Origin of the sequence: Streptomyces sp. SBT349, assembly GCF_001083795.1 — a bacterium.
Taxonomy (GTDB): Bacteria; Actinomycetota; Actinomycetes; order Streptomycetales; family Streptomycetaceae; genus Streptomyces.
In genome coordinates this window covers 1-22,020 of the sequence record NZ_LAVK01000101.1, presented here as the reverse complement: position 1 = coordinate 22,020, position 22,020 = coordinate 1, and the positions used below count along the sequence as shown (strand labels likewise).

General features: G+C 73.3%; 20 protein-coding genes and 1 pseudogene. 15 read left to right on the top strand and 6 right to left on the bottom strand.

What is annotated here, in order from left to right; genetic code table 11:
- Both ADY01_RS40570 and ADY01_RS14975 read right to left on the bottom strand, forming a co-directional pair.
- Positions 1-118 (bottom strand): annotated as a pseudogene (locus ADY01_RS40570) (RNA polymerase subunit sigma-24); the annotation flags it as partial.
- A 249-nt stretch (positions 119-367) separates the two neighbouring features.
- Entirely contained in the window at positions 368-1,330 is a 963-nt protein-coding gene (locus ADY01_RS14975) for an HAD-IB family hydrolase (RefSeq protein ID WP_078900320.1), read from the bottom strand.
- 74 nt (positions 1,331-1,404) lie between these two features.
- Here ADY01_RS14975 and ADY01_RS14970 point away from each other — a divergent pair, with 74 nt between their 5' ends.
- The 9 genes from ADY01_RS14970 (at position 1,405) to lysS (ending at position 11,563) form a co-directional block, all read left to right on the top strand.
- Positions 1,405-1,686 (top strand): glutaredoxin family protein, encoded by a 282-nt coding sequence (locus ADY01_RS14970; RefSeq protein ID WP_420715713.1) that lies wholly within the window; start codon positions 1,405-1,407, stop codon positions 1,684-1,686.
- A 230-nt stretch (positions 1,687-1,916) separates the two neighbouring features.
- A complete protein-coding gene (locus ADY01_RS14965) occupies positions 1,917-2,672 on the top strand; it encodes a redox-sensing transcriptional repressor Rex (RefSeq protein ID WP_049572308.1) in 756 nt (251 codons plus the stop codon).
- Positions 2,669-4,036, top strand: coding sequence for a glutamyl-tRNA reductase (locus ADY01_RS14960; RefSeq protein ID WP_049572305.1), 1,368 nt, complete (start codon positions 2,669-2,671; stop codon positions 4,034-4,036). Before ADY01_RS14965 ends, ADY01_RS14960 begins: the two co-directional genes overlap by 4 nt.
- Positions 4,033-4,995 carry a hydroxymethylbilane synthase gene (gene hemC / locus ADY01_RS14955; RefSeq protein WP_049572302.1) on the top strand — a complete coding sequence of 321 codons (963 nt, stop codon included), beginning with the start codon at positions 4,033-4,035 and terminating at the stop codon, positions 4,993-4,995. Before ADY01_RS14960 ends, hemC begins: the two co-directional genes overlap by 4 nt.
- Positions 4,992-6,689: a uroporphyrinogen-III synthase gene (locus tag ADY01_RS14950; protein WP_049572299.1), complete on the top strand. Its 1,698-nt coding sequence runs from the start codon at positions 4,992-4,994 to the stop codon at positions 6,687-6,689. Before hemC ends, ADY01_RS14950 begins: the two co-directional genes overlap by 4 nt.
- Positions 6,689-7,693: a porphobilinogen synthase gene (hemB, locus tag ADY01_RS14945; protein ID WP_049572320.1), complete on the top strand. Its 1,005-nt coding sequence runs from the start codon at positions 6,689-6,691 to the stop codon at positions 7,691-7,693. Before ADY01_RS14950 ends, hemB begins: the two co-directional genes overlap by 1 nt.
- Positions 7,694-7,834: 141 nt before the next feature.
- Positions 7,835-8,593: an SDR family NAD(P)-dependent oxidoreductase gene (locus ADY01_RS14940; RefSeq protein ID WP_049572296.1), complete on the top strand. Its 759-nt coding sequence runs from the start codon at positions 7,835-7,837 to the stop codon at positions 8,591-8,593.
- Entirely contained in the window at positions 8,590-9,807 is a 1,218-nt protein-coding gene (locus ADY01_RS14935; protein ID WP_053170857.1) for a serine hydrolase domain-containing protein, read from the top strand. The genes ADY01_RS14940 and ADY01_RS14935 overlap by 4 nt, the downstream gene beginning before the upstream one ends.
- A 43-nt stretch (positions 9,808-9,850) precedes the next feature.
- The gene (gene lysS, locus ADY01_RS14930; RefSeq protein ID WP_049572293.1) at positions 9,851-11,563 is read left to right on the top strand and encodes a lysine--tRNA ligase; all 1,713 of its coding nucleotides are present in this window, start codon (positions 9,851-9,853) and stop codon (positions 11,561-11,563) included.
- A gap of 44 nt (positions 11,564-11,607) precedes the next feature.
- Here lysS and ADY01_RS14925 read toward each other — a convergent pair whose 3' ends face one another.
- The 4 genes from ADY01_RS14925 to ADY01_RS14910 form a co-directional block, all read right to left on the bottom strand.
- Positions 11,608-12,915 carry a DUF2637 domain-containing protein gene (locus ADY01_RS14925; RefSeq protein ID WP_049572291.1) on the bottom strand — a complete coding sequence of 436 codons (1,308 nt, stop codon included), beginning with the start codon at positions 12,913-12,915 and terminating at the stop codon, positions 11,608-11,610.
- Positions 12,916-13,054: 139 nt separating this feature from the next.
- Positions 13,055-13,840 (bottom strand): hypothetical protein, encoded by a 786-nt coding sequence (locus ADY01_RS14920; protein ID WP_049572288.1) that lies wholly within the window; start codon positions 13,838-13,840, stop codon positions 13,055-13,057.
- An 81-nt stretch (positions 13,841-13,921) separates the two neighbouring features.
- Positions 13,922-14,635, bottom strand: a complete 714-nt coding sequence (locus tag ADY01_RS14915; protein WP_049572286.1) for a hypothetical protein — start codon at positions 14,633-14,635, stop codon at positions 13,922-13,924.
- Between the two features lie 111 nt (positions 14,636-14,746).
- Entirely contained in the window at positions 14,747-15,319 is a 573-nt protein-coding gene (locus ADY01_RS14910; RefSeq protein ID WP_078900319.1) for a hypothetical protein, read from the bottom strand.
- A 118-nt stretch (positions 15,320-15,437) separates the two neighbouring features.
- Between ADY01_RS14910 and hemL the strand changes: the two genes are divergently transcribed.
- The 6 genes from hemL to ccsB all read left to right on the top strand — a co-directional run bounded on the left by hemL (position 15,438) and on the right by ccsB (position 21,933).
- The gene (gene hemL / locus ADY01_RS14905; RefSeq protein WP_049572283.1) at positions 15,438-16,763 is read left to right on the top strand and encodes a glutamate-1-semialdehyde 2,1-aminomutase; all 1,326 of its coding nucleotides are present in this window, start codon (positions 15,438-15,440) and stop codon (positions 16,761-16,763) included.
- Positions 16,764-16,806: 43 nt separating this feature from the next.
- Entirely contained in the window at positions 16,807-17,484 is a 678-nt protein-coding gene (locus tag ADY01_RS14900; protein WP_199826235.1) for a histidine phosphatase family protein, read from the top strand.
- 112 nt (positions 17,485-17,596) lie between these two features.
- Positions 17,597-18,187 (top strand): TlpA family protein disulfide reductase, encoded by a 591-nt coding sequence (locus ADY01_RS14895; RefSeq protein ID WP_049572281.1) that lies wholly within the window; start codon positions 17,597-17,599, stop codon positions 18,185-18,187.
- 7 nt (positions 18,188-18,194) lie between these two features.
- The gene (locus ADY01_RS14890; protein WP_049572278.1) at positions 18,195-18,938 is read left to right on the top strand and encodes a cytochrome c biogenesis CcdA family protein; all 744 of its coding nucleotides are present in this window, start codon (positions 18,195-18,197) and stop codon (positions 18,936-18,938) included.
- A gap of 5 nt (positions 18,939-18,943) precedes the next feature.
- The gene (resB, locus tag ADY01_RS14885; protein ID WP_049572274.1) at positions 18,944-20,839 is read left to right on the top strand and encodes a cytochrome c biogenesis protein ResB; all 1,896 of its coding nucleotides are present in this window, start codon (positions 18,944-18,946) and stop codon (positions 20,837-20,839) included.
- Positions 20,836-21,933 carry a c-type cytochrome biogenesis protein CcsB gene (ccsB, locus tag ADY01_RS14880; protein ID WP_049572271.1) on the top strand — a complete coding sequence of 366 codons (1,098 nt, stop codon included), beginning with the start codon at positions 20,836-20,838 and terminating at the stop codon, positions 21,931-21,933. The genes resB and ccsB overlap by 4 nt, the downstream gene beginning before the upstream one ends.
- The last annotated feature ends 87 nt before the right edge of the window (positions 21,934-22,020 follow it).

Genomic DNA, 22,020 nt, shown 5'->3' with positions numbered 1-22,020 from the left:
CAGGTGTGGCGAGGGTGGGGGCGGCGTACGCGGAGGGGACGAGGGTGCGCAGCCGGTCGGCGACCGTCGTGCGCAGCGTAGCCAGGCCCGAGGCGTCAACCCCGACGTGTGGGTACACGGGACTCCCAGAGGCAGAGCTTCCAACACGTGCAGTGGCGGATCCGTCACATGCGTCTGAGGAGGATAACGCTTCGTGCAGAGGACGCTACGCCTAGTTGCGGAAATCGCCGATTAGGTTTGAAGAGTTACGGGTTGTGTTCATCGCGCCACGCAAACGCTACGGGGTTGCTGATCAGATGGTGATCTCATCTGCGCACACTTTGACCGAGTTTGATCGGTGGGGGTGTCTGGGCAGGGGGTGCCGCGGTTATCGGCGGCGGCGCTGGAGGGCGACGGCCGCAACGGCCCCACCAGCGACGGCGCCCGCGCCGGCCGCCGCGGGCACGCCGATCCTGACCGCCTTGCGGCCCGTGCGGTAGTCGCGCAGCCGCCAGCCCATTTCCCTGGCGTGGGCCCGCAGCCTGCGGTCGGGATTGATCGCGTAGGGATAACCGACAAGCGAGAGCAGCGGGATGTCGTTGGCCGAGTCGCTGTAGGCGGCGCAGCGCTCCAGGTCCAGGTCCTCGGCCCCGGCCAGCGCCTCGACGGCCACGGCCTTGGCCGGGCCGTGCAGGGGTTCGCCGACCAGCCTGCCGGTGTAGACGCCGCCCACCGACTCCGCGACCGTGCCCAGGGCGCCGGTGAGTCCGAGGCGGCGCGCGATGATCGCGGCCGTCTCGACGGGGGCCGCGGTGACGAGCCAGACGCGCTGGCCCGCGTCCAGGTGGGCCTGGGCGAGTGCCCTGGTGCCCGGCCAGATCCGGCCGGCCATGTACTCGTCGTAGATCTCCTCGCCGATCTCCGTGAGCTCGGCGACCCGGTGGCCGCGCACGATCGACAGCGCGCTGTCCCTGGCGTCCTCCATGTGACCGGCGTTCTCCGCGCCCGCCAGCCGGAAGTACGCCTGCTGCCAGGCGAACTTGAGCAGTTCGCGCTTCTGGAAGAACTTCCGCTTGTACAGGCCGCGGCCCAGGTGGAAGATCGCGGCGCCCTGCATCACGGTGTTGTCCAGGTCGAAGAACGCGGCCGCCTTCGAGTCGCCCCTGGCGGGGAACTCCGGCTCGGACACGGTCTGGATGGCCGCCTCGGCCGCGGCCTCGCCCGCGAGTCTGCTTCGCTCGGTCACCGCGCGTCGACGCGAGGTCAGCCAGGCCAGCCGGGGCCTGGCCACGGGCGATTCGGGCTCGGGGGAACGCCCGGAAGAACGTTCGGAGGATCGAGACCTGGCCATGCCCAGAGCATAGCCAGTGCCGGGCGGGATCCCGGTTGCGCGGGCGTGACCCGGGGGTTGCGACCCGGGGCACAATGGGCGGCATGACTCCGTTGCTCCACCCGCGCGGCAGGGACCGCGATCGCCTGGTGACGCTGATCGGCAAGCCGGGCTGCCATCTGTGCGACGACGCCCGCGAGGTGGTCGCGGCGGTGTGTGCCGAGGTGGGCGCCGTGTGGGAGGAGAAGGACATCACCCGCGACGAGGAGCTGCACCGGCGTTACTGGGAGCAGATCCCGGTCGTGCTGGTGGACGGCGCGCAGCACGACTTCTGGCGGGTGGACGCGGGGCGCCTCAAGCGGGCGTTGGGAGCTTGACCCGTCGTGGATTACGATACGAGGTCGTTTTTTCCGCGCGAGGGTGCATACGTGAGGAGCGTGACCGGGTGTCCTTGTTGTTGCATGTGGCACCGGTCACTTTGGGCGGACAAAACGGACACCATCTTTGTGCACGCGTTCACAAAGACATAGCCTGGGCACGACGGAGCGGTCCCGGCGTATGCGCCGCGCACAGCCGACCTCCGCTTGGCCCGAACGGCAGGAGCACCGTGGCAACTGGCCGAAACCACCGACCGGCGACCCGTAGCCGGGGGATCCCCGAGGCGACCGTCGCCCGGCTTCCGTTGTATCTGCGGGCGCTGACCGTGCTCTCCGAGCGCTCGGTGCCCACGGTCTCCTCCGAGGAGCTCGCCGGCGCGGCCGGGGTCAACTCGGCGAAGCTGCGCAAGGACTTCTCCTATCTCGGCAGCTACGGCACCCGCGGCGTCGGGTACGACGTCGAGTATCTCGTGTACCAGATCTCGCGCGAACTCGGGCTCACCCAGGACTGGCCCGTGGTGATCGTCGGCATCGGAAACCTGGGCGCCGCCCTCGCCAACTACGGCGGATTCGCCTCCCGCGGCTTCCGGGTGGCCGCCCTCATCGACGCGGACGCCTCGATGACCGGCACGCAGGTCGCGGGCATCTCCGTGCAGCACGTGGACGACCTGGAGACGATCATCCGCACCAACGGGGTCTCCATCGGCGTCATCACCACCCCGGGCAGCGCCGCGCAGCAGGTCTGCGACCGGCTGGTCGGCGCCGGGATCACCTCCATCCTCAACTTCGCGCCCACCGTGCTCTCCGTGCCCGAGGGCGTGGACGTGCGCAAGGTGGACCTGTCGATCGAGCTCCAGATCCTCGCCTTCCACGAGCAGCGCAAGGCCACCGACGAGCTCGCGAGGAACGGCGCCGCCGGGCAGGCCGAGGAGGAGCCGGGTGACCAGGGCCCCGAGGGTGACATCCCGGCGGTGATGCCCGCATGACCCTGCTCGTGGTCGGACTCAGCCACCGCAGCGCGCCCGTCTCCCTGCTGGAGCGCGCCGCGCTCGCGCCCGATGTCCGCGGCACGCTGCTGCGGGAGGTGCTGGACGGGGCGAGCCCCGTCGTCGACGGGGCGGCGGTGGCCGAGGCCGCGGTGCTCTCCACGTGCAACCGGATCGAGCTCTACGCCGAGGTGGACCGTTTCCACGCGGGCGTCTCCGAGCTCTCCGGGCTGCTGGCCCGGCACAGCGGCGTGGGCCTGGACGAGCTCAAGCCGTATCTCTACGCGCACCACGAGGACCGGGCCGTCCGCCACCTGTTCTCCGTCGCCTGCGGCCTGGACTCGATGGTGGTGGGCGAGGGGCAGATCCTCGGCCAGATCAAGGCGGCGCTGGCCCACGCCCAGGACGAGCACGCCGCGGGCCGCCTGCTGAACGAGCTGTTCCAGCAGGCCCTGCGCGTCGGCAAGCGAGCGCACAGCGAGACCGGGATCGACCGGGCCGGGCAGTCGCTCGTCACGTTCGGCCTGGAGCAGCTCGCCGGGAGGAACGAGGTCGGCGGCTGGCTGCGCGGCCGGCGGGCCCTGGTGATCGGCGCGGGCTCGATGTCCTCGCTGGCCGCCGCCACGCTGGCCCGCACCGGCGTCGCCGAACTGGTGATCGCCAACCGGACGCTGGAGCGTGCCGAGCGGCTGGCCGCCGGGCTCGCCGAGGAGGGCCCGCGGGCCAGGGCCGTTCCGATCAACGCGATCTCCATCGCCGCCGAGCTGGCCCTGGCCGACGTCGTGGTCTCCTGCACCGGCGCCACCGGGCTCGTGCTCACGGCCGACGCCGTCTCCTCCGCCCTGCGGGAGCGCCACAGGCTCCGCGGCGCGGGCGACCCGCTGGCCGTCCTCGACCTCGCCATGCCGCGCGACGTGGACTCCGCCGTGCACGCCCTGCCCGGGGTCAGGCTCACCGACATCGAATCCCTGGCCGTCGCCTCGGCCGACGCCCCGATGGCCGCCGACGTGGACGCGGTGCGCCGGATCGTCGCCGAGGAGGCGGCGGCCCTGGGCGCCGCCCGCCGGGCCGCCCACATCACCCCCACCGTCGTCGCGCTGCGGGACATGGCGTCCGACGTGGTCGCCGCCGAACTGGCCCGGCTGCACGGGCGGCTGCCCGACCTCGACGACAAGGAGCGGGCCGAGATCACCAGGACCGTGCGCCGGGTCGTCGACAAGCTGCTGCACGCGCCGACCGTGCGCGTCAAGGAGCTGGCGGGCGAGCCGGGCGGCGACCACTACGCTGCCGCCCTGCGTCAGCTTTTCGACCTCGACCCGCGGACGGTCTCCGCCGTCCGCGATTCCGAACAGGAGCGGTCATGAATGCCCTGCGGCTCGGTACGCGGCGCAGCCGGCTCGCCATGGCGCAGTCCGGCGGCGTAGCCGAGCAGGTCACCCGGCTGACCGGGCTCCCGGTCGAGCTGGTGGAGATCACCACCTACGGGGACGTCTCCCGCGAGGCGCTGGCGCGGATCGGCGGCACCGGCGTGTTCGCCACCGCCCTGCGTGAGGCGCTGCTCGCCGGCGAGATCGACTTCGCCGTGCACTCGCTCAAGGACCTGCCCACCACCCAGCCACCCGAGCTGGCGCTGGCCGCCGTGCCCCGGCGGGCCGACGCCAGGGACGCGCTGGTCGCCCGCGACGGGCTGGCGTTCGACCAGCTCGCCGCCTCCGGCCGGCGGCCCAGGATCGGCACCGGGTCACCCCGGAGAGCGGCCCAGCTGAACGCGTGGGCCAGAGCGCTCGGTTGCGAGATCGAAACGGTTGCGATCAGAGGGAATGTCGACACCCGGATCGGGTACGTCCGCGACGGAGAGCTCGACGCCGTCGTGCTCGCCGCCGCCGGGCTGCAACGCATCGGCCGGGCCGAGGAGGTCACCGACCTGCTTCCCCCGGACATCGTCCTGCCCGCCCCCGGCCAGGGGGCGCTGGCGGTCGAGTGCGCCGCGTCGAACGCGGCACTCACCGCCCGGCTCGGAGAGCTCGACGACCCGCACACCCGGGTCGCCGTGACCGCCGAGCGCAGTCTGCTCGCCGCCTTGGAGGCCGGTTGCAGCGCCCCGGTGGGCGCGTACGCCGACCTGCTGGAAGACGGGCAGACCGTCACCGAAATGCGCCTGCGCGGCGCCGTCGGCACCATCGACGGGTCCGCACTGGTGCAGCTGTCCACCACCGGCCCCGTACCGGGGACCGCCGACGAGGCGGCGGCCATGGGCCGCGAGCTCGCCGATGAGATGCTCGCCAAGGGCGCGGCCGGTCTAATGGGGGAGCGAGCACATTGAGCCCCACCACCACACACCCCACGCCCGCCGCACGCGCCCAGCCGTCCGGCACCTCCTACGGACACGTCACCTTCCTCGGGGCGGGACCCGGTGACCCGGGTCTGCTGACGTTGCGCGCCGTCGACGTGCTGGCGCAGGCCGATGTGCTCATCGCCGACCCCGAGGCGTACGACGTGGTGAGCGGTCACATCAGACCGGGCACCGACACCCCGCTCCAGCGCGGGGGCGAGGCGTCCGCCGCGTCCGGGGCGGCCCCTGAGCGGGGCGGCCCCGCCACGCCCGACGACATCGCCGATCTTGTCATGCGGGCCGCGCGCCGCGGCAAGCGGGTGGTCCGTGCGGTCGCGGGCGACCCCGGCATGGACACCGACACCACCACCGACATGCTGGCGCTGGCCGCCGAGGGCATCACGTTCGAGGTCGTGCCCGGCATCGCCCACGCGGTGGGCGTGGCCGCCTACGCGGGGGTGCCGTTGCGCGACCCCGAGGGCGGCGACGTGCGCTTCGTCAACGGGCCGACCGCCGACGACCGGTGCTGGACCGAGGTCGGCGCGAGCGACGCGACGGTCGTGGTCTCCACCACGCTGGAGGCGGTCGCCGTCACGGCGGGCCGCCTGATCGCCGCGGGCCGCAAGCCGGACACGCCCCTGTCGGTTACCGTCGCGGGCACCACCACCAGGCAGCGCACCTGGACGGCGACGCTGGGCACCGTCGAACGGACCCTGAAGTCCGCCAAGGTGCTGCCCACCGGCGAGGGCGACCGGCCCGTGATAGCCGTTGTCGGCGAACGCAGCGCGCCCGCCCAGCGCGAGCAGCTGGCCTGGTTCGAGTCCAAGCCGCTGTTCGGCTGGAAGGTGCTGGTGCCCAGGACCAAGGAGCAGGCGGCGTCCCTCTCGGAGCAGCTGCGCTCCTACGGCGCGGTGCCCAGCGAGGTGCCGACCATCGCCGTGGAGCCGCCGCGCACCCCGCAGCAGATGGACCGCGCGGTCAAGGGCCTGGTGACCGGGCGGTACGAGTGGATCGCGTTCACCTCGGTCAACGCGGTCCGCGCCATCAGGGAGAAGTTCGAGGAGTACGGCCTGGACGCGCGGGCGTTCGCCGGGATCAAGGTCGCGGCGGTGGGCGAGCAGACGGCCCGCGCCCTGCTGAGGTTCGGCGTCCGCCCCGACCTGGTGCCGAGCGGCGAGCAGTCGGCCGCCGGCCTGCTGGAGGACTGGCCGCCCTACGACCCGGTCTTCGATCCGATCGACCGGGTCTTCCTTCCCCGGGCGGACATCGCGACCGAGACGCTGGTGGCCGGCCTCGTCGAGCTGGGCTGGGAGGTGGACGACGTGACCGCCTACCGGACGGTGCGCGCCTCGCCGCCGCCCGCCACCACCCGCGAGGCGATCAAGGGCGGCGGCTTCGACGCCGTGCTGTTCACCTCCTCCTCCACCGTGCGGAATCTGGTGGGCATCGCGGGCAAGCCGCACAACGTGACGGTGATCGCCTGCATCGGTCCCGCCACCGCGCGGACGGCGGAGGAGCACGGGCTGCGCGTCGACGTCATGGCGCCCGAGCCCTCGGTGCACAAGCTGGCCGAGGCGCTGGCACAGTTCGGGGCGGAGCGGCGGGCGGCGGCGCTCGGCGCGGGAGAGGCGCTGAAGCGGCCGAGCGAGAAGCGGCCGCAGCGCAGGAGGGCGCGGACGCCGTGATCGAGCGAGCGGGGAGCTTCCCCACGGTGCGGCCCCGGAGGCTGCGCACCACACCGGCCATGCGGCGCATGGTGGCCGAGCACCGGGTGCACCCGGCGGACCTGATCCTGCCCGCGTTCGTGCGGGAGGGCGTCGGCGAGCCGGTGCCCATCGCCACGATGCCCGGCGTCGTGCAGCACTCGCTCGACTCGCTGCGCAAGGCCGCCGGGGAGGCGGCCGAGGCCGGGGTCGCCGGGATCATGCTGTTCGGCGTGCCGGAGGAGGAGAAGAAGGACGCCGTCGGCTCGCCCGGCACCGACCCGGACGGGATCCTCCAGCGCGGGCTGCGGGCGGTCCGCGCCGAGACGGGGGACGCGCTGGTGGTGATGAGCGACCTGTGCCTGGACGAGGTCACCGACCACGGGCACTGCGGCGTGCTGGACGCGCGCGGTGAGGTGGACAACGACGCGACCCTGGCGCGGTACGCCGAGATGGCCCTCGTGCAGGCCGAGGCGGGGGCCCAGGTGCTGGGTCCCAGCGGCATGATGGACGGCCAGGTCGGGCATGTGCGGGCGGCGCTGGACGCGGCGGGGCACCGGGACGTGTCGCTGCTGGCGTACACGGTGAAGTACGCGTCGGCGTTCTACGGCCCGTTCCGCGAGGCGGTCAACTCCTCGCTGACCGGCGACCGCAAGGCGTACCAGCAGGACCCGCCCAACGCCAGGGAGGCGCTGCGGGAGCTGGCGCTCGACCTGGCCGAGGGCGCCGACCTGGTGATGGTGAAGCCGGGACTGCCCTATCTGGACATCCTCCGGCAGATCGCGGACGCCTCGCCGGTGCCGGTGGCGGCGTACCAGATCTCCGGCGAGTACGCGATGGTCGAGGCCGCCGCCGAGCGCGGCTGGCTGGACCGGGAGCGGGCGATCGAGGAGACGCTGACCTCGTTCAAGCGGGCCGGCGCGGACCTCGTCCTGACGTACTGGGCCACCGAGTTCGCGCGGCGGTGGGGGCGGGACGGCCGCTGACCCCGGGGCGTTCCCCGGCGCCGTCGGTGCCGGGGTCCCTCGCGTGGGCGATGGGGGTCCTCGTCCGCCCGGCCGGTGGCGCCGTCATCATGGAGGTGCCGCGCGGAAGCCGACGGCCGACGAGGAACGCAGGAGGCACATGTGACCAGCAGGCCCACCGCCGTCATCACGGGGGCGAGCAGCGGAATCGGCGAGGCCACCGCGAAACGGCTCGCCGAGGCCGGGTACCGGGTGGTGATCACCGCCCGCAGGGAGTCCCGGCTGGCGGAGCTCGCCGCGGACCTCGGCACGGCCGGGCACGAGGTGGTCCCGCACGCGTTCGACATCACCGACCCGGCCGCGGTGGACGCGTTCGCCGCCGGTCTGGACCGCTGCGACGTCCTCATCAACAACGCGGGCGGCGCGATCGGCATGGAGACGGTCGCCGAGGCGAACCCGGCCGACTGGCGGACCATGTTCGAGTCGAACGTGATCGGCACGCTCCAGATGACGCAGGCGCTGCTTCCGAAGCTGATCGACTCGGGGAACGGGACCGTGCTGGTGGTCTCCTCCACGGCCGGGCACGGCACCTACGAGGGCGGCGGCGGCTACGTGGCCGCCAAGCACGGCTCGCACGCGCTGGCGCAGACGCTGCGCCTGGAGATCGTCGGCGAGCCGGTCCGGGTCATCGAGATCGCGCCGGGGATGGTGCACACCGACGAGTTCGCGCTCACCCGCTTCCGGGGCGACGCGGCGAAGGCGGCCAAGGTCTACGAGGGTGTCGACGAGCCGCTGACCGCGGACGACATCGCGCAGACCATCGTCTGGACGGTCACCCGCCCCGCGCACGTCAACGTGGACTTGCTGGTGATCAGGCCGCGCGCCCAGGCGTCCAACTACAAGGTGCACCGCAGGCGGTGAGCGAAGCGCTCCCGCGGACGCTGCGGTACGGCTCCCCCGAGGAGGCGGGCCTCGACCCGGCGCGGGTGGCACGGATCGTGCCCGCGGCCGAGACGTTCCTCACCGGGCAGGACGCCGCCTACCCGGGGTTCGTGCTGCTCGCGGCGCGGAACGGGGTGATCGTGGAGCACGCGGCGCGCGGCTGGGCCGTGGCGCACGCCGTCGCGCCGGGGGCGCGCGACGGGCGCCCCGTTCCGCTGCCGGCGGCCGAGCGGACCCCGATGGCGCGGGACACGGTGTTCGACGTGGCGTCGCTGACCAAGCTGTTCACCGCCGTCGTGGTGGTGGCCCTGGCCGAGCGCGGCGTGCTCGACCTGGACGCGCCGGTGACCCGTCACCTGCCGGGCTTCCCGCCGCTCACGCCGCGGCGGCTGCTCGCCCACACCGCCGGGCTGCCGCCCGAGGCCGACCTCGGTGGCCTGCCCGACCGGGCGGCGCGGCTCGCCGCGGTCACCGCGCTCGCCGCCGGGACGCCCGGAGCGGCGGGCGCCCCGGAACCACCGGTCCACCGGTACTCCGACGTGGGGCTGATCGCGCTCGGCGCGGCGGCCGAGGAGGCGGCGGGCCGCCCGCTGGACGCGCTGGTCGCCGAGTTGGTCACCGGGCCGCTCGCGCTGAACGACACGGGCTACCGGCCGCCGCCCGAGCGGCTGGGGCGGATCGCGGCCACCGAGTACCAGCCCTGGACGGGCCGCGGCGTGGTGCGCGGCACCGTCCACGACGAGACGGCGTACCACCTGGGCGGCGTCGCCGGGCACGCCGGGATCTTCTCCACCGCCCACGACCTGGCGGTGCTCGCACAGGCGCTGCTGAACGGCGGCCGGTACGGCGGCACGCGGCTGCTGGGCGCGGACGCGGTGGGGGAGATGCTGACCGACCACAACGCGGGCCTCGGCCGGGCGGCGGCGCGGGGCCTGGGCTGGCAGCTCGACCAGCCGGACTGGATGGGCGAGTTGGCCTCGCCCACGGCGTTCGGCCACACCGGCTTCACCGGCACCGGCCTGGTCGCCGACCCCGCCACCGGGGTCCTGCTGGTGCTGCTGACCAACCGCGTCCACCCGACGCGCGACCGCGGCGCGGGGCACGCCTGGCGCCGCGCGCCGGCGCGCGAGCTGGCGCGGGCGGTCACCGGGGCCCCCGGTCATTCCGGGTGCGAGGACCCGCCCCGCCGGTGAAAGAATGGCGGAACCGGCCGTCATCAGAAGGAAGTGCGGAACAGTGGCTCAGACCAGCCAGGAGACCGACTGGGTCTCCCGACTCGCCGACGAGGTCATCGCCGAGGCGGAGCGCCGCGCCCCGGGCAAACCGGTCGTCTGCGCCTCGGGCCTCAGCCCCTCCGGGCCGATCCACCTGGGCAACCTGCGTGAGGTCATGGTCCCGCACCTGGTCGCCGACGAGATCAAGCGGCGGGGGATCCCCTGCACGCACATCCTGTCGTGGGACGACTACGACCGTTTCCGCAAGGTTCCGGCCGGGGTGGACGCGTCGTGGAGCGAGCACATCGGCAAGCCGCTGACGTCCGTTCCCGCGCCGCCCGGCAGCCCGCACGCGACCTGGGCCGAGCACTTCAAGGCGCCGATGACCGCGGCGCTCGCCGCGCTCGGCATCGAGGTCGACGCCATCAGCCAGACCGAGAAGTACACCTCGGGCGCCTACCGCGACCAGATCCTCTTCGCCATGCGGGAACGGCGCCGGATCGACGCGGTGCTGGAGCGGTACCGCACCAAGCAGGCCCAGCAGGGCCCGGAGCCCGAGACGGGGGACGAGGCGGAGCGCGCGGCCGTCGAGGGCTCGGGCGCGGCCGCCGAGGACGACGGCGGCGAGGGCGGCGCCGGGTACTACCCGTACAAGCCGTACTGCGGCGTCTGCGAGCGCGACCTGACCACGGTCGTCGCCTACGACGACGAGACCACCGAGCTGCGGTACACGTGCGTGTGCGGCCACGAGGAGACCGTGAAGCTCTCCGAGTACGACCGCGGCAAGCTGGTCTGGAAGGTCGACTGGCCGATGCGCTGGGCGTACGAGGGCGTGGTCTTCGAGCCCTCGGGCGTGGACCACCACTCGCCGGGGTCGTCCTGGGTCGTGGGCGGGCAGCTGGTCTCGGAGATCTTCGGGGGGAAGCGCCCGATCGGCCCGATGTACGCGTTCGTCGGCATCACCGGCATGTCGAAGATGTCGAGCTCCAAGGGCGGGGTGCCGATCCCGGCCGAGGCCCTGGAGATCATGGAGGCGCCGGTCCTGCGCTGGCTGTACGCCAGGCGGCGGCCGAACCAGGCGTTCAAGGTCGCCTTCGACGGCGAGCTCCTGCGCACCTACGACGAGTGGGACGCGCTGGGCCGCAAGGTCGCCGACGGCTCGGCGCAGGCGGGGGACGCCGCCGCGCACAGCCGCGCGGTGCGCACCGCCTCGGGCGAACTGCCGCTGACGCCCAGGCCGTTGCCCTACCGGATGCTGGCCTCGGTCCTGGACATCACCACCGGGGACGAGGAGCAGACGCTGCGGATCCTCAGCGACCTGGACCCGCAGCGGCCGATCCGCTCGCTGGACGAGACCAGGCCGCGCCTGGACCGGGCGGCGGACTGGGTGGCGACGCAGATGCCGCAGGAGCAGCGCACGCGGGTGCGTGAGGAGCCGGACACGGAGGCGCTGGCCTCGCTGGACGAGGAGCGGCGCCAGTCGCTGCGGCTGCTGATGGACGGGCTCGGGGACCACTGGTCGCTCGACGGGCTGACGTCGCTGGTCTACGGGGTGCCCAAGATGCGGGCCGGGCTGGCCCTGGACGCCAAGCCGACTCCTGAGCTCAAGGCGGCCCAGCGTGACTTCTTCGCGCTTCTGTACCGGCTGCTGGTGGGCCGCGACACGGGCCCGAGGCTGCCGACGCTGCTGCTGGCGGTGGGCGCCGACCGGGTGCGGAAGCTGCTGGGCGGCTGAGGCGGGCTGGTCTGGTCTGGGCTGGTCTTGGGCGGGGCCCGGGGTCAGCCGCCGATGCCCATCTCGCCGTTGTAGCGCTCCCGGAAGCCCCGGGTGAACTCGCGCAGGTACTGCTCGCTCAGCAGGGATCCGTCGGGGTCCGTGGTGCCGTAGCGGTCGTGGAGGAAGCGCGAGAGCTGGCGGGCGTTGGGGTGCTCGTGGTTCTCCTCTATGTACCGGCGGTAGCCCGGGTAGTACGCGTCGCCGGGGGAGACGCCGTCGGAGAGTTCGTGCTGCGCGGGCTCCTCCGGGGGCGGCTCGACCAGGAGTTGCTGCTGCGGGGCGGGGTAGCCGTTGGCCGGGGCGCTGCCGAGGGAGCGGCGGCGCCCGGGGCTGACGGGCACGGTCACCTGCGGGGAGGTCTCGGCCCAGGGCTCCTCCTGCCGCTCCACGGGCTCGGGCCGCGGCATCTGCTGCTGCGGAACGGGCTGTGCGGGCGCCCGCTGCTCGGCCGCGGACCAGGCGGGCTGCTCCCGCGGCCCGGGGAGCGGCTCGTGCGCGGCGGGCTCGTGCCGTTGCTCCGGCTCCGGCTGCGTCTCCGGCTGCTGCTCCGGCTCGGGTTCCGGCTCGGGTTCCGGCTCGGGACCCGGGCGCGCGGTCAGCGCCGGGCCCCCCGCGAGCGCGGGCGGCAGCCGGGCCGCGGCCAGGCCCGCGGGCGCGGTGTCGCGGAGGGGGACGCCGTAGCGGGCGAGTTTCAGCGGCATCCTGGCCTCGACCGGCGCGCGGCGCCGCCACGCGCGCCCGTAGTCGGCGCGCAGCCTGGCCTGGTAGACGAGGCGGTCGCGCTCCATGCCGATGACCTCCTCGTAGGAGCGCAGCTCCCACAGCTTCATCCGCCGCCACAGCTTGAAGGTGGGGATGGGGGAGAGGAACCAGCGCCACATCCGCACCCCCTCCATGTGCTTGTCCGCCGTGATGTCGGCGACCCGGCCGATCGCGTGCCGGGCGGCCTCCACGGTGATGACGAAGAGGACGGGGATGATGCCGTGCATGGCGACGGCCAGCGGATCGCCCCACGCGGAGGCGCCGTTGAACGCGATGGTCGCCGCAGTCAGCATCCAGGCGCACTGGCGCAGCAGGGGGAACGGGATGCGCAGCCAGGTCAGCAGCAGGTCGAGGGCGAGGAGGACGACGATGCCCGCGTCGATGCCGATGGGGAAGAACGGGGAGAACGCGCCGAAGTCCTTGCGTTCGGCCAGGTCCCGCACGGCGGCGTAGGAGCCGACGAAGCCGATGGCGGCGATGACGACGGCGCCGGCGAGGATGATGCCGACGAGTATGCGGTGTGAGCGTGTGAGTTTGATCGCGGACACCCGCGGTCCCTCCCGGACTCGACTGCAAAGGCTCTCGCGCGCCTAAGACTCGCACACCTGTCGGGTCATGTACGCGCTGAGCCCCGATCCGGGGCGGGGTGAGGGGCCCTCAGGAGTCGCCCTCGGGAGACCCGTCGGCTCACTCGCCGCCGGTGGTGCTGGCGGGCGGGTCGCCCTCCGCTCCCTGGTCCTCCCCCTGCTCCTGGCCTTCCGCCCCGGCCTCCGCCGAGGACTCCACCGCCTGGAGGACCTGGCGGGCCGTCGCCTCCGCGGTCTCCTTCACGGAGTCGGCGCCCGGCATGTCGTCGCCCTCGAACCCGGCGCCCGAGTAGTCGAGCGTGATGACGACGTTGTCGGTCTGGACGACCACCCGGTGCTGGCGGTAGTCCTGCTCGCCCTCCTCCTCGGACTCCACGGTCGTGGTGTAGCCGAGGGTGACGGCCCAGTCGCCGGTGTCGCGCAGGTCGGCGGATTCCACGTCCCGGTTGGCCTCGTCGCCGCTGATCTCCTCGGCCATCTGCCGCACGTACTCGCCGGCGCGCTCGGCGCCGCTGCCGATGGCCACATCGGACTCGAAGCGGCGCAGCGCGACGGTCAGCGAGCGGAACTGGTACGCGTCCAGCCCGCTCCACAGGCAGGCGCCCGAGGTCGTGGTGTCGTTCGAGGTGAGTGTCTCGCCCCCGACCGGGTCGGCCTCGGGCACGGCCTCGCCGACCGTGTCCTCGCCGAGCACGGAGCACGGGTCGGGCAGGGCGGAGAACCGCACGGGCTCCGGGGACGGGGCGGTCTCCTCGCGGGCCTCGTCGTCGGAGGTGTCCCCACCGGAGTCGGAGGTGCAGCCGACGACGAGGAGCGCGGGCAGCGCGGCCCAGGTCAGGGCGCGCAGCGCGAGTCGCGAGACGGGCCGCGAGGCATGACGGTCCATGGTTTCTTCGCTCCAGTTACCGGTTATGTTTGCCAGGACACGGTACGCCCCGCGGAGGGCGGGGCAGGGGCAGGCGCGCGCTCAGCCGTCGAAGCCGCCCGCGAGCTGCTGGGCCACGGTCTGGGCCCGTTGCTGCAACTGGCCGCTGTCCAGCTCCTGTTCCGCCAGGGTCGTGGTGACCGAGTACGCGACGGTGACGAGGACGTTCGCATTGCGGAATGCCACGGTCACGTCGCGGCGTTCGCCCGGGCTGGTGCTGGTGAGGCGGTCGTCGACGAAGGCGATGTCGCCGATGCCGTCCAGCGGCCTGGGGGCGAGCGGGTCGTCCGGCGGCGGGGCGGAGCCGTTCACGCCGTCCTGGGCGTCGGCGCCCACCGGGACGCCCGCGTCGGCCGCGCGCTCCTCGAAGTCCAGCTCGGCCTGGTCGTCGTCGCTGACGCCCGGGTCGTAGGAGATGACGCGCTGGAGGTCCACGGAGAGCTCGTGGGTGCCGGTCTCGGCGGCGGTGTGCCACCCGCAGCCCACGCGGCGGCCCGTGTCGTACGTCACCATCGGCTCGCCCGCGTAGGTCTCGTCGTCCCCCCCGGGCAGCAGCTCGCGAAGCGTCTCGCCGCTCACCGCGCCACAGGGCTCGGGCAGTCCCGAGTACCTGCCGGGCTGGGCCGAACTGGCGCCCCCGCCGGGCGGATCGGCCGAGGGGTCGTCGCCGCCGCCCAGGTCGCCGGAGCAGGCGGACAGTCCGCAGACCGCCGCGACAGCCAGAACAAGGCTCCTGGCGGTTGTCCCGAGCCGCACTGCGGTCCCCCTTCGCGTGTGTGCGTGACCTTGCCACGCCGGTCGCCGGGGACCATGTCTACCGCAGGGAGCGGCCGGGAAGGTAGTCGGGCGCCGCGGTGGGCCGCGGCCTCAGGGCCAGACCAGGCAGTAGGGCTGGTGCCCCGCCTCGTGCAGACGGCGGGAGAAGTCCTGCCACTCGTTCAGCAGCTTGTAGACCCCGAACGCGTCGCTCGGCCCGCTGCGGTCGGGGACCGTGGACCAGATGAACGCGGCGGCGCCGACCGTTTCGTCGCCGACCCCGCGCAGCGGGTCCACGACGGTTGTGGGCAATTTCACTACGGCGTAGTCCGGGTGGAGGACGACCAGCTCCAGCGGCGGCACCCGGTGCAGGGGTATCCCCTCGATGCCCGTGAGCACCATGGCGGCCATCGTCTCGGGCTTGATGCGGGTGAACATGCCCTGGCCCAGCTCGTCGCCGCCGAGCTCCTCGGGGCGCATCGACAGCGGCACGCGCGCCGCGGTGGCGCCGTCGGGCGCCCCGAAGTACTTGTAGGTCACGGCCATGCGACCGCCCCGGCCGCGGAGGTCGATCTCCCCGTTCTCCGCCTTGCGGCGGTGCCGTCCCCGCCGGGAACGCGCGCGCGGCGCGGGCTCTGGACCGAGGCCCCCGGTGCCCTCGCCGACTTCGCCACCGCGCTGCATGTCACCACCTGACTACTCGCGACCCCCGCCGCACAACCCGATCATCGTTTCAGACACCTCCCCCGCCAGACGGCTGTGAAACGCCCTGACACCGAGCTGTAAGGGGCCGAATGTCACCATGGACCGCGTGACTCAATCCTATGAAGCCACAGTGTCCCAGACACTCTTCGCCCGCGCCGCCCGCGTCACCCCTGGCGGCGTGAACTCACCGGTGCGGGCCTTCGGCGCCGTGGGCGGCACGCCGCGGTTCATGGCGTCCGGCGCCGGCCCCTACCTGACGGACGCCGACGGCCGGGAGTACGTGGATCTGGTGTGCTCCTGGGGGCCGATGATTCTCGGCCACGCCCACCCCGCCGTGACCGAGGCGGTGCAGGCGGCGGTGGCGCGCGGCACCTCCTTCGGCACGCCCACGCGGGGCGAGGTCGAGCTGGCCGAGGAGATCACCGGCCGCGTGGAGCCCGTGGAGCGGGTGCGGCTGGTGACCTCGGGCACCGAGGCGACCATGTCCGCGATCCGCCTGGCCCGCGGGTTCACCGGGCGCTCCAAGGTGATCAAGTTCGCCGGGTGCTACCACGGCCACGTGGACGCGCTGCTGGCCGCGGCCGGCTCCGGCGTGGCGACGTTCGGCCTCCCCGACACGCCGGGCGTCACCGGCGCGCAGGCGGGCGAGACGGTCGTGCTGCCCTACAACGATCCGGACGCGGTCCGCGCCGCCTTCGCCGCGCACTCCGGCGAGATCGCCTGTGTCATCACCGAGGCGGTGCCGGGCAACATGGGCGTCGTGCCGCCGCGCGAGGGCTTCACGCGGGCGCTGGCCGACCTGTGCGCCGAGCACGGCGCCCTGCTGATCTCCGACGAGGTCATGACCGGCTTCCGCGTCAGCAGGCAGGGCTGGTACGGCGTCGAGGGCGTCGCCCCCGACCTGATCACGTTCGGCAAGGTGATGGGCGGCGGCTTCCCCGCCGCGGCCTTCGGCGGGCGCGCGGATGTCATGGACCGGCTCGCCCCGGCCGGGCCCGTCTACCAGGCGGGCACCCTCGCGGGGAATCCGGTGGCCACCGCGGCGGGCCTGGCGCAGCTGCGGCTGCTCGACGCCGACGCCTACGCCCGGCTCGACGCCACCGCCGCCCAGCTGCGCGGCCTGGTGAGCGCGGCGCTGGCCAAGGAGGGCGTGGCCCACCGGGTCAACGCGGCGGGCAACATGTTCTCCGTCTTCTTCACCGAGGCGGAGGTCACCGACTTCGCGTCGGCGCGGACGCAGGAGACGTTCCGCCACTCGGCGTTCTTCCACGCCATGCTGGACGGCGGCGTCCACCTTCCGCCGTCCGCGTTCGAGACCTGGTTCGTCTCCACGGCGCACGACGAGGCCGCCCTGGAGCGGATCGCCGCCGCGCTGCCGGCCGCGGCGCGGGCCGCCGCCGAGGCGGAGGCCGGTGCGTCGTGAGGCGGAGCGAGAGTTGAGTCGGAGCGAGATAGCGGGCAGGGACATGAGCAGCAGCGAGCGGACCGTCGTACACGTGGTGCGGCACGGCGAGGTGGCCAACCCGGACGGGCTCCTCTACGGCCGGCTGCCCGGCTACCACCTCTCCGACCTCGGCCGGCGCATGGCCGAGCGGGTCGCGGAGCATCTGGCGGGCCACGACATCACCCATGTCGTGGCCTCCCCGCTGGAGCGCGCCGGGGAGACGGCCGAGCCCGTCGCCAAGGTCCACGGCCTGGCCGTGGCGACGGACGAGCGGCTGATCGAGGCGGCCAACGCGTTCGAGGGCAAGTCCTTCGGCGTCGGCGACGGCGCCCTGCGCAAGCCCGCCAACTGGCCGCTGCTGCGCAACCCCTTCCGCCCCTCATGGGGCGAGCCGTATGTCGACCAGGTGGTCCGGATGAACGCCGCGCTGGCCGCCGCCCGCGACGCGGCGCGCGGCCACGAGGCGGTGGCCGTCAGCCACCAGCTGCCCATCTGGGTGCTGCGCAGCTTCTCCGAGCGCCGCAAGCTCTGGCACGACCCGCGCAACCGGCAGTGCACGCTCGCCTCGCTGACGAGCTTCGCATTCGCGGGCGAGGAGCTGGTGTCGATCACGTACACGGAGCCCGTGCTCGACCTGGTCCCGGTCCACCTGCGGGCCGGTGCGAGGCCGGTGAAGGGTGCCAAGGGCTTCGGGGCCTGAGGGCGGGCCCCGGGGCCGGCTCCGGGGCCGGCTCCGGGCGGGTTCCGCCCCGGGGAAGCGCTCCCCGGGGGGGCGGGGAAGATCGTTCCCAGGCGCATGGGAAACTTTTCACATGATCCAGTTCCGGAGCGTCAGCGTCGCCCTGACCGGAGCCCTCGCCGGGGCGCTCGCGCTCACGGCGTGCACCGGCGACCAGGCCGGTCCCTCCGGCGGGGACTCCAACTACGTGCAGGGCACCGGCGAGATCACGCGGGTCGCCACGGCCGACCGCGACGAGGCGCCGGAGCTCGCGGGCGAGACGGTGGACGGGGACACGCTCGCGCTCTCCGACTACCGCGGCCAGGTCGTCGTCCTCAACATCTGGGGATCCTGGTGCCCGCCCTGCATCGCCGAGGCGGACAACTTCGTGCGGGTCGCCGAGGAGACCGCCGGCCAGGATGTCCAGTTCATCGGCATCAACACCAGGGACCGCAGCCGGGAGAACGCGGAGGCGTTCGAGCGCGAGTACGAGGTGCCCTACCCGAGCCTGTACGACCCGGACGGGCGGCTGCTGCTCGAATTCCCCCGTGGCAGCCTCAACCCCCAGGCCATCCCCTCGACGCTGATCATCGACCGCGAGGGACGGATCGCGGCCCGCGCGCTCAAGGCGCTCACGGAGGAGGAACTGCGCGCCGCCCTCGACCCCGTGATCGCCGAGGGGTGAGCCGGCCGTGGGATACAACCAGACCGTCCTGAGCGGAGCGCTGCTGCTGGCCCTGCCGGTGGCCCTCCTCGGCGGTCTCGTGTCGTTCTTCTCCCCCTGCGTGCTGCCCCTCGTCCCCGGCTATCTCTCCTATGTCACCGGCGTCGGCGGCGCCGATCTCGAACAGGCACGGCGCGGCCGGATGTTCCTCGGCGCCCTGCTCTTCGTGCTCGGGTTCTCCGCCGTCTTCGTCTCCACCGGCGCGCTGTTCGGCGGCGTCGGCTACGAGCTGCTCGAACACCAGGAGCTCCTGACCCGGATCTTCGGCGTGCTCACGATCCTGCTCGGCCTGGCGTTCACCGGCCTCGTGCCCCGCCTCACCCAGCGCGAGTTCCGCTTCCACGTCAAGCCGGGGATAGGACTGGCCGGCGCGCCCATGCTCGGCGTCGTCTTCGGCATCGGGTGGACGCCCTGCATCGGGCCGACGCTGGCCGCCGTCCAGTTCCTCGCCTTCAGCGAGGCCACCGCGGGGCGCGGGGCGCTGCTCACCCTCGCCTACTGCCTGGGCCTCGGCCTGCCGTTCATCATCGCCGCGCTCGCCTTCCGCCGGACCCTGGGCGCGTTCGCCTGGGTGAAACGGCACCATGTGTGGGTGATGCGCCTGGGCGGCGGCATGCTGATCGCCACGGGGCTCCTGCTCGTCACCGGCCTGTGGGCCGACCTGGTGTACGACATGCAGGTCTGGTCCGCCGACTTCAGCGTTTGGATCTGACAGCCATGACCGACGACACACAGACGCACGAGCGGGCGGACGAGGCGCGGGCCCTGGCGGGGCTGTCCACCGCGCCCGTCGAGGAGACGGAGGGGGCGGAGGAGACGGAGGGGGTCGAGGGGCCCGCCGGCGTGCGCGCCGACGCGGGCGCCGGGACGTTCGGCGGCCGGCGCGAGCCGGGCGCGCGCGGCGCGCTGGCCTGGCTGGGGCGCGAGACCGCGGGCTGGGCCCGCTGGTTCTGGCGGCAGCTGACCTCGATGCGGGTCGCGCTCATCCTGCTCTTCCTGCTGGCCCTGGCCTCCATCCCCGGCTCGCTCATCCCGCAGGACACCGTGGACGCCCCGCTCGCCGAGGACTTCAGGGCGCGGAACGAGGCGCTGTCCGGCGTCTACGAGAAGTTCCAGCTCTTCGACGTCTACTCGTCGGTGTGGTTCTCGGCGATCTACCTGATGCTGTTCATCTCGCTGATCGGCTGCATCGTCCCGCGCACCTGGCAGTTCATCGGCCAGCTCCGCGGCAGGCCGCCGCGCGCCCCGCGCCGGCTGAACCGGATGCCCGCCTACACCACCTGGCGCACCGAGGCCGAGCCCGAGCAGGTCATCGACGCGGCGCGGCGGCTGCTGAAGCGGCGCCGCTTCCGGGCGGACCGCCGCGAGGACGGGCCCGCGGGCGCCCATGTGGCGGCCGAGAAGGGCTATCTGCGCGAGGTGGGGAACCTGGTGTTCCACCTGGCGCTGATCGTGATGCTGGTCGCGTTCGCCGCGGGCCGCCTCTCCTACTCCGAGGGCGGCAAGCTCGTCGTCCAGGGCGAGGGCTTCTCCAACATCCTCACCCAGTACGACGACTTCGAGTCCGGGACGATGTTCGACGTGGACCAGCTGGAGCCGTTCGGCTTCCGGCTCAACGAGTTCCACTCCAACTTCTCGCGCGACGAGATCGACATGGGCACCGCCACCCAGTTCCGCGCCGACGTCACCTACTGGGACGAGGAGGGCACCGAGCGCGACAGCTCGATCGAGGTCAACTCGCCGCTGCACATCGGCGACTCCCGCGTGCGCCTGCTCGGCCACGGCTACGCGCCCGTGATCAGCGTCACCGACGGGCAGGGCGACCTCGCCTTCCGCGGGCCCGTGCCGTTCCTGCCGCAGGACAAGGCGCTCACCTCCACCGGCGTGATCAAGGTCAGCGCCTACTCGGGGCCCGACGGCGAGCCCGACCAGCTCGGCTTCCAGGGCTTCTTCAGCCCCACGTTCAACCTCGACGCCGAGCGCGGCCCGCACTCCACGTTCCCCGAGCCCGACCTGCCCGTCCTCACGCTGAACGCCTTCCACGGCGACCTCGGCGTCAACGCCGGGCTGCCGCAGAACGTGTACCAGCTGGACACCTCCGACATGGAGCAGCTGCGGGACGAGTCCGGCGACCTGCTCCGTTTCAACCTGCTGCCCGGCGAGTCCATCGAGCTGCCGGACGGCAGGGGCACGCTCACCTTCGAGCGGCTCGACCAGTGGGCCAGCTTCCAGATCACCACCAAGTCGGGCAACATGTGGGCGCTGGTCAGCTCGCTCTCCGCGGTCGTGGGTCTGGCCGCCTCGCTGCTGCTCCAGCGGCGCCGGGTGTGGGTGCGGGCGTTCACCGGGGACGACGGCCGCACGGTGGTCGAGATGGCCTCGCTCGGCCGCACCGAGTCCGGGAAGATCCCCGAGGAGCTGGCCGCCCTGGCCGCCGGGCTCCGGCCGGACGCGCCCCTCGTTCCCCAGGACCCCACGACCGCTCCCGGGACACCGGAAGAACCCGCCGGGCCCGGCGCGTCCGGAGCATCCGCACAGCCAGAAGGATCCGAACCACCGGCCGAACCCGCCGAATCCGCCGAATCCGCAGCCGCGGAAGGAGCACGCCCATGATTCTCGCCGTAGGCGAGGGCCTCGCCGACCTCAGCAACACGCTGGTCTACTCGTCGATGGTCGTCTACGCCCTCGCGTTCCTCGCGTTCACCGCCGAGTGGATCCTCGGCAGCCGCAGCAAGGTCGCCCGCACCGCGGCGGCGCTGACGGCGGCGGAAGGCGAGGACGAGGCCGGCGCCTCCTCGGCCCAGGCTCCGGCGGTGATCGTCCGCAAGGGCGGCTCCACCTCCGTCCTGGAGCGGCCCAAGGTCGTCACCCGCTCCTCCTCGCCCGCCCGCGACGCGGTCCCCGACGGTCCCGGCGCCTCGGGCGGCGACGTCCAGGGCGACACCTACGGGCGGATCGCGATCTCGCTGACGGTGCTGGCGTTCGCGCTGCACTTCAGCGCCGTGGTCGCCCGCACGCTGGCGGTGGAGCGCGGGCCCTGGGGGAACATGTACGAGTTCTCCACGGCGTTCTCCATGGTGGTCACCGGCGTCTTCCTGGTCCTGCTCGCCGCCCGGATGAACGTGCGCTGGCTCGGCCTGCCGCTCGTCACCACCGTGCTGCTCGACCTGGGCCTCGCGGTCGCCGTGCTCTACACCGAGAGCGCGCAGCTCGTTCCCGCGCTGGACTCCATCTGGATGTGGATCCACGTCCCGCTGGCGATCGTCTGCGGCGGCCTGTTCTACGTGGGGGCGGTCGGCAGCGGCCTCTTCCTGCTGCGGGACCGGTACGAGGCGAACGTCGCGGCGGGCACCGCCGTCAGGCCGCTGATGGCCTCGGTGATGGAACGGCTGCCCTCGTCGGTGTCGCTGGACAAGTTCGCCTACCGGATCAACGCGGCGGTCTTCCCGGTGTGGACGTTCACGATCATCGCGGGCGCCATCTGGGCGGAGAACGCCTGGGGCCGGTACTGGGGCTGGGACCCGAAGGAGGTCTGGGCGTTCATCACCTGGGTCGCCTTCGCCTGCTACCTGCACGCGCGGGCCACGGCCGGGTGGAAGGGGCGGAAGGCCGCCTACCTGGCCATCGCCGGGTTCCTCTGCTTCCTGATCAACTACTACGGCGTGAACATCTTCTTCGACAGCCTCCACTCCTACGGCGGCGTGTAGCCGCCCGGGGCGGCCTCGCCGTCCCGGGGCCCGGCGGCCCTCGGCGCCCTCGACGGTGCCGGGGGCGGGGTCCTGGGGAGCATGGGG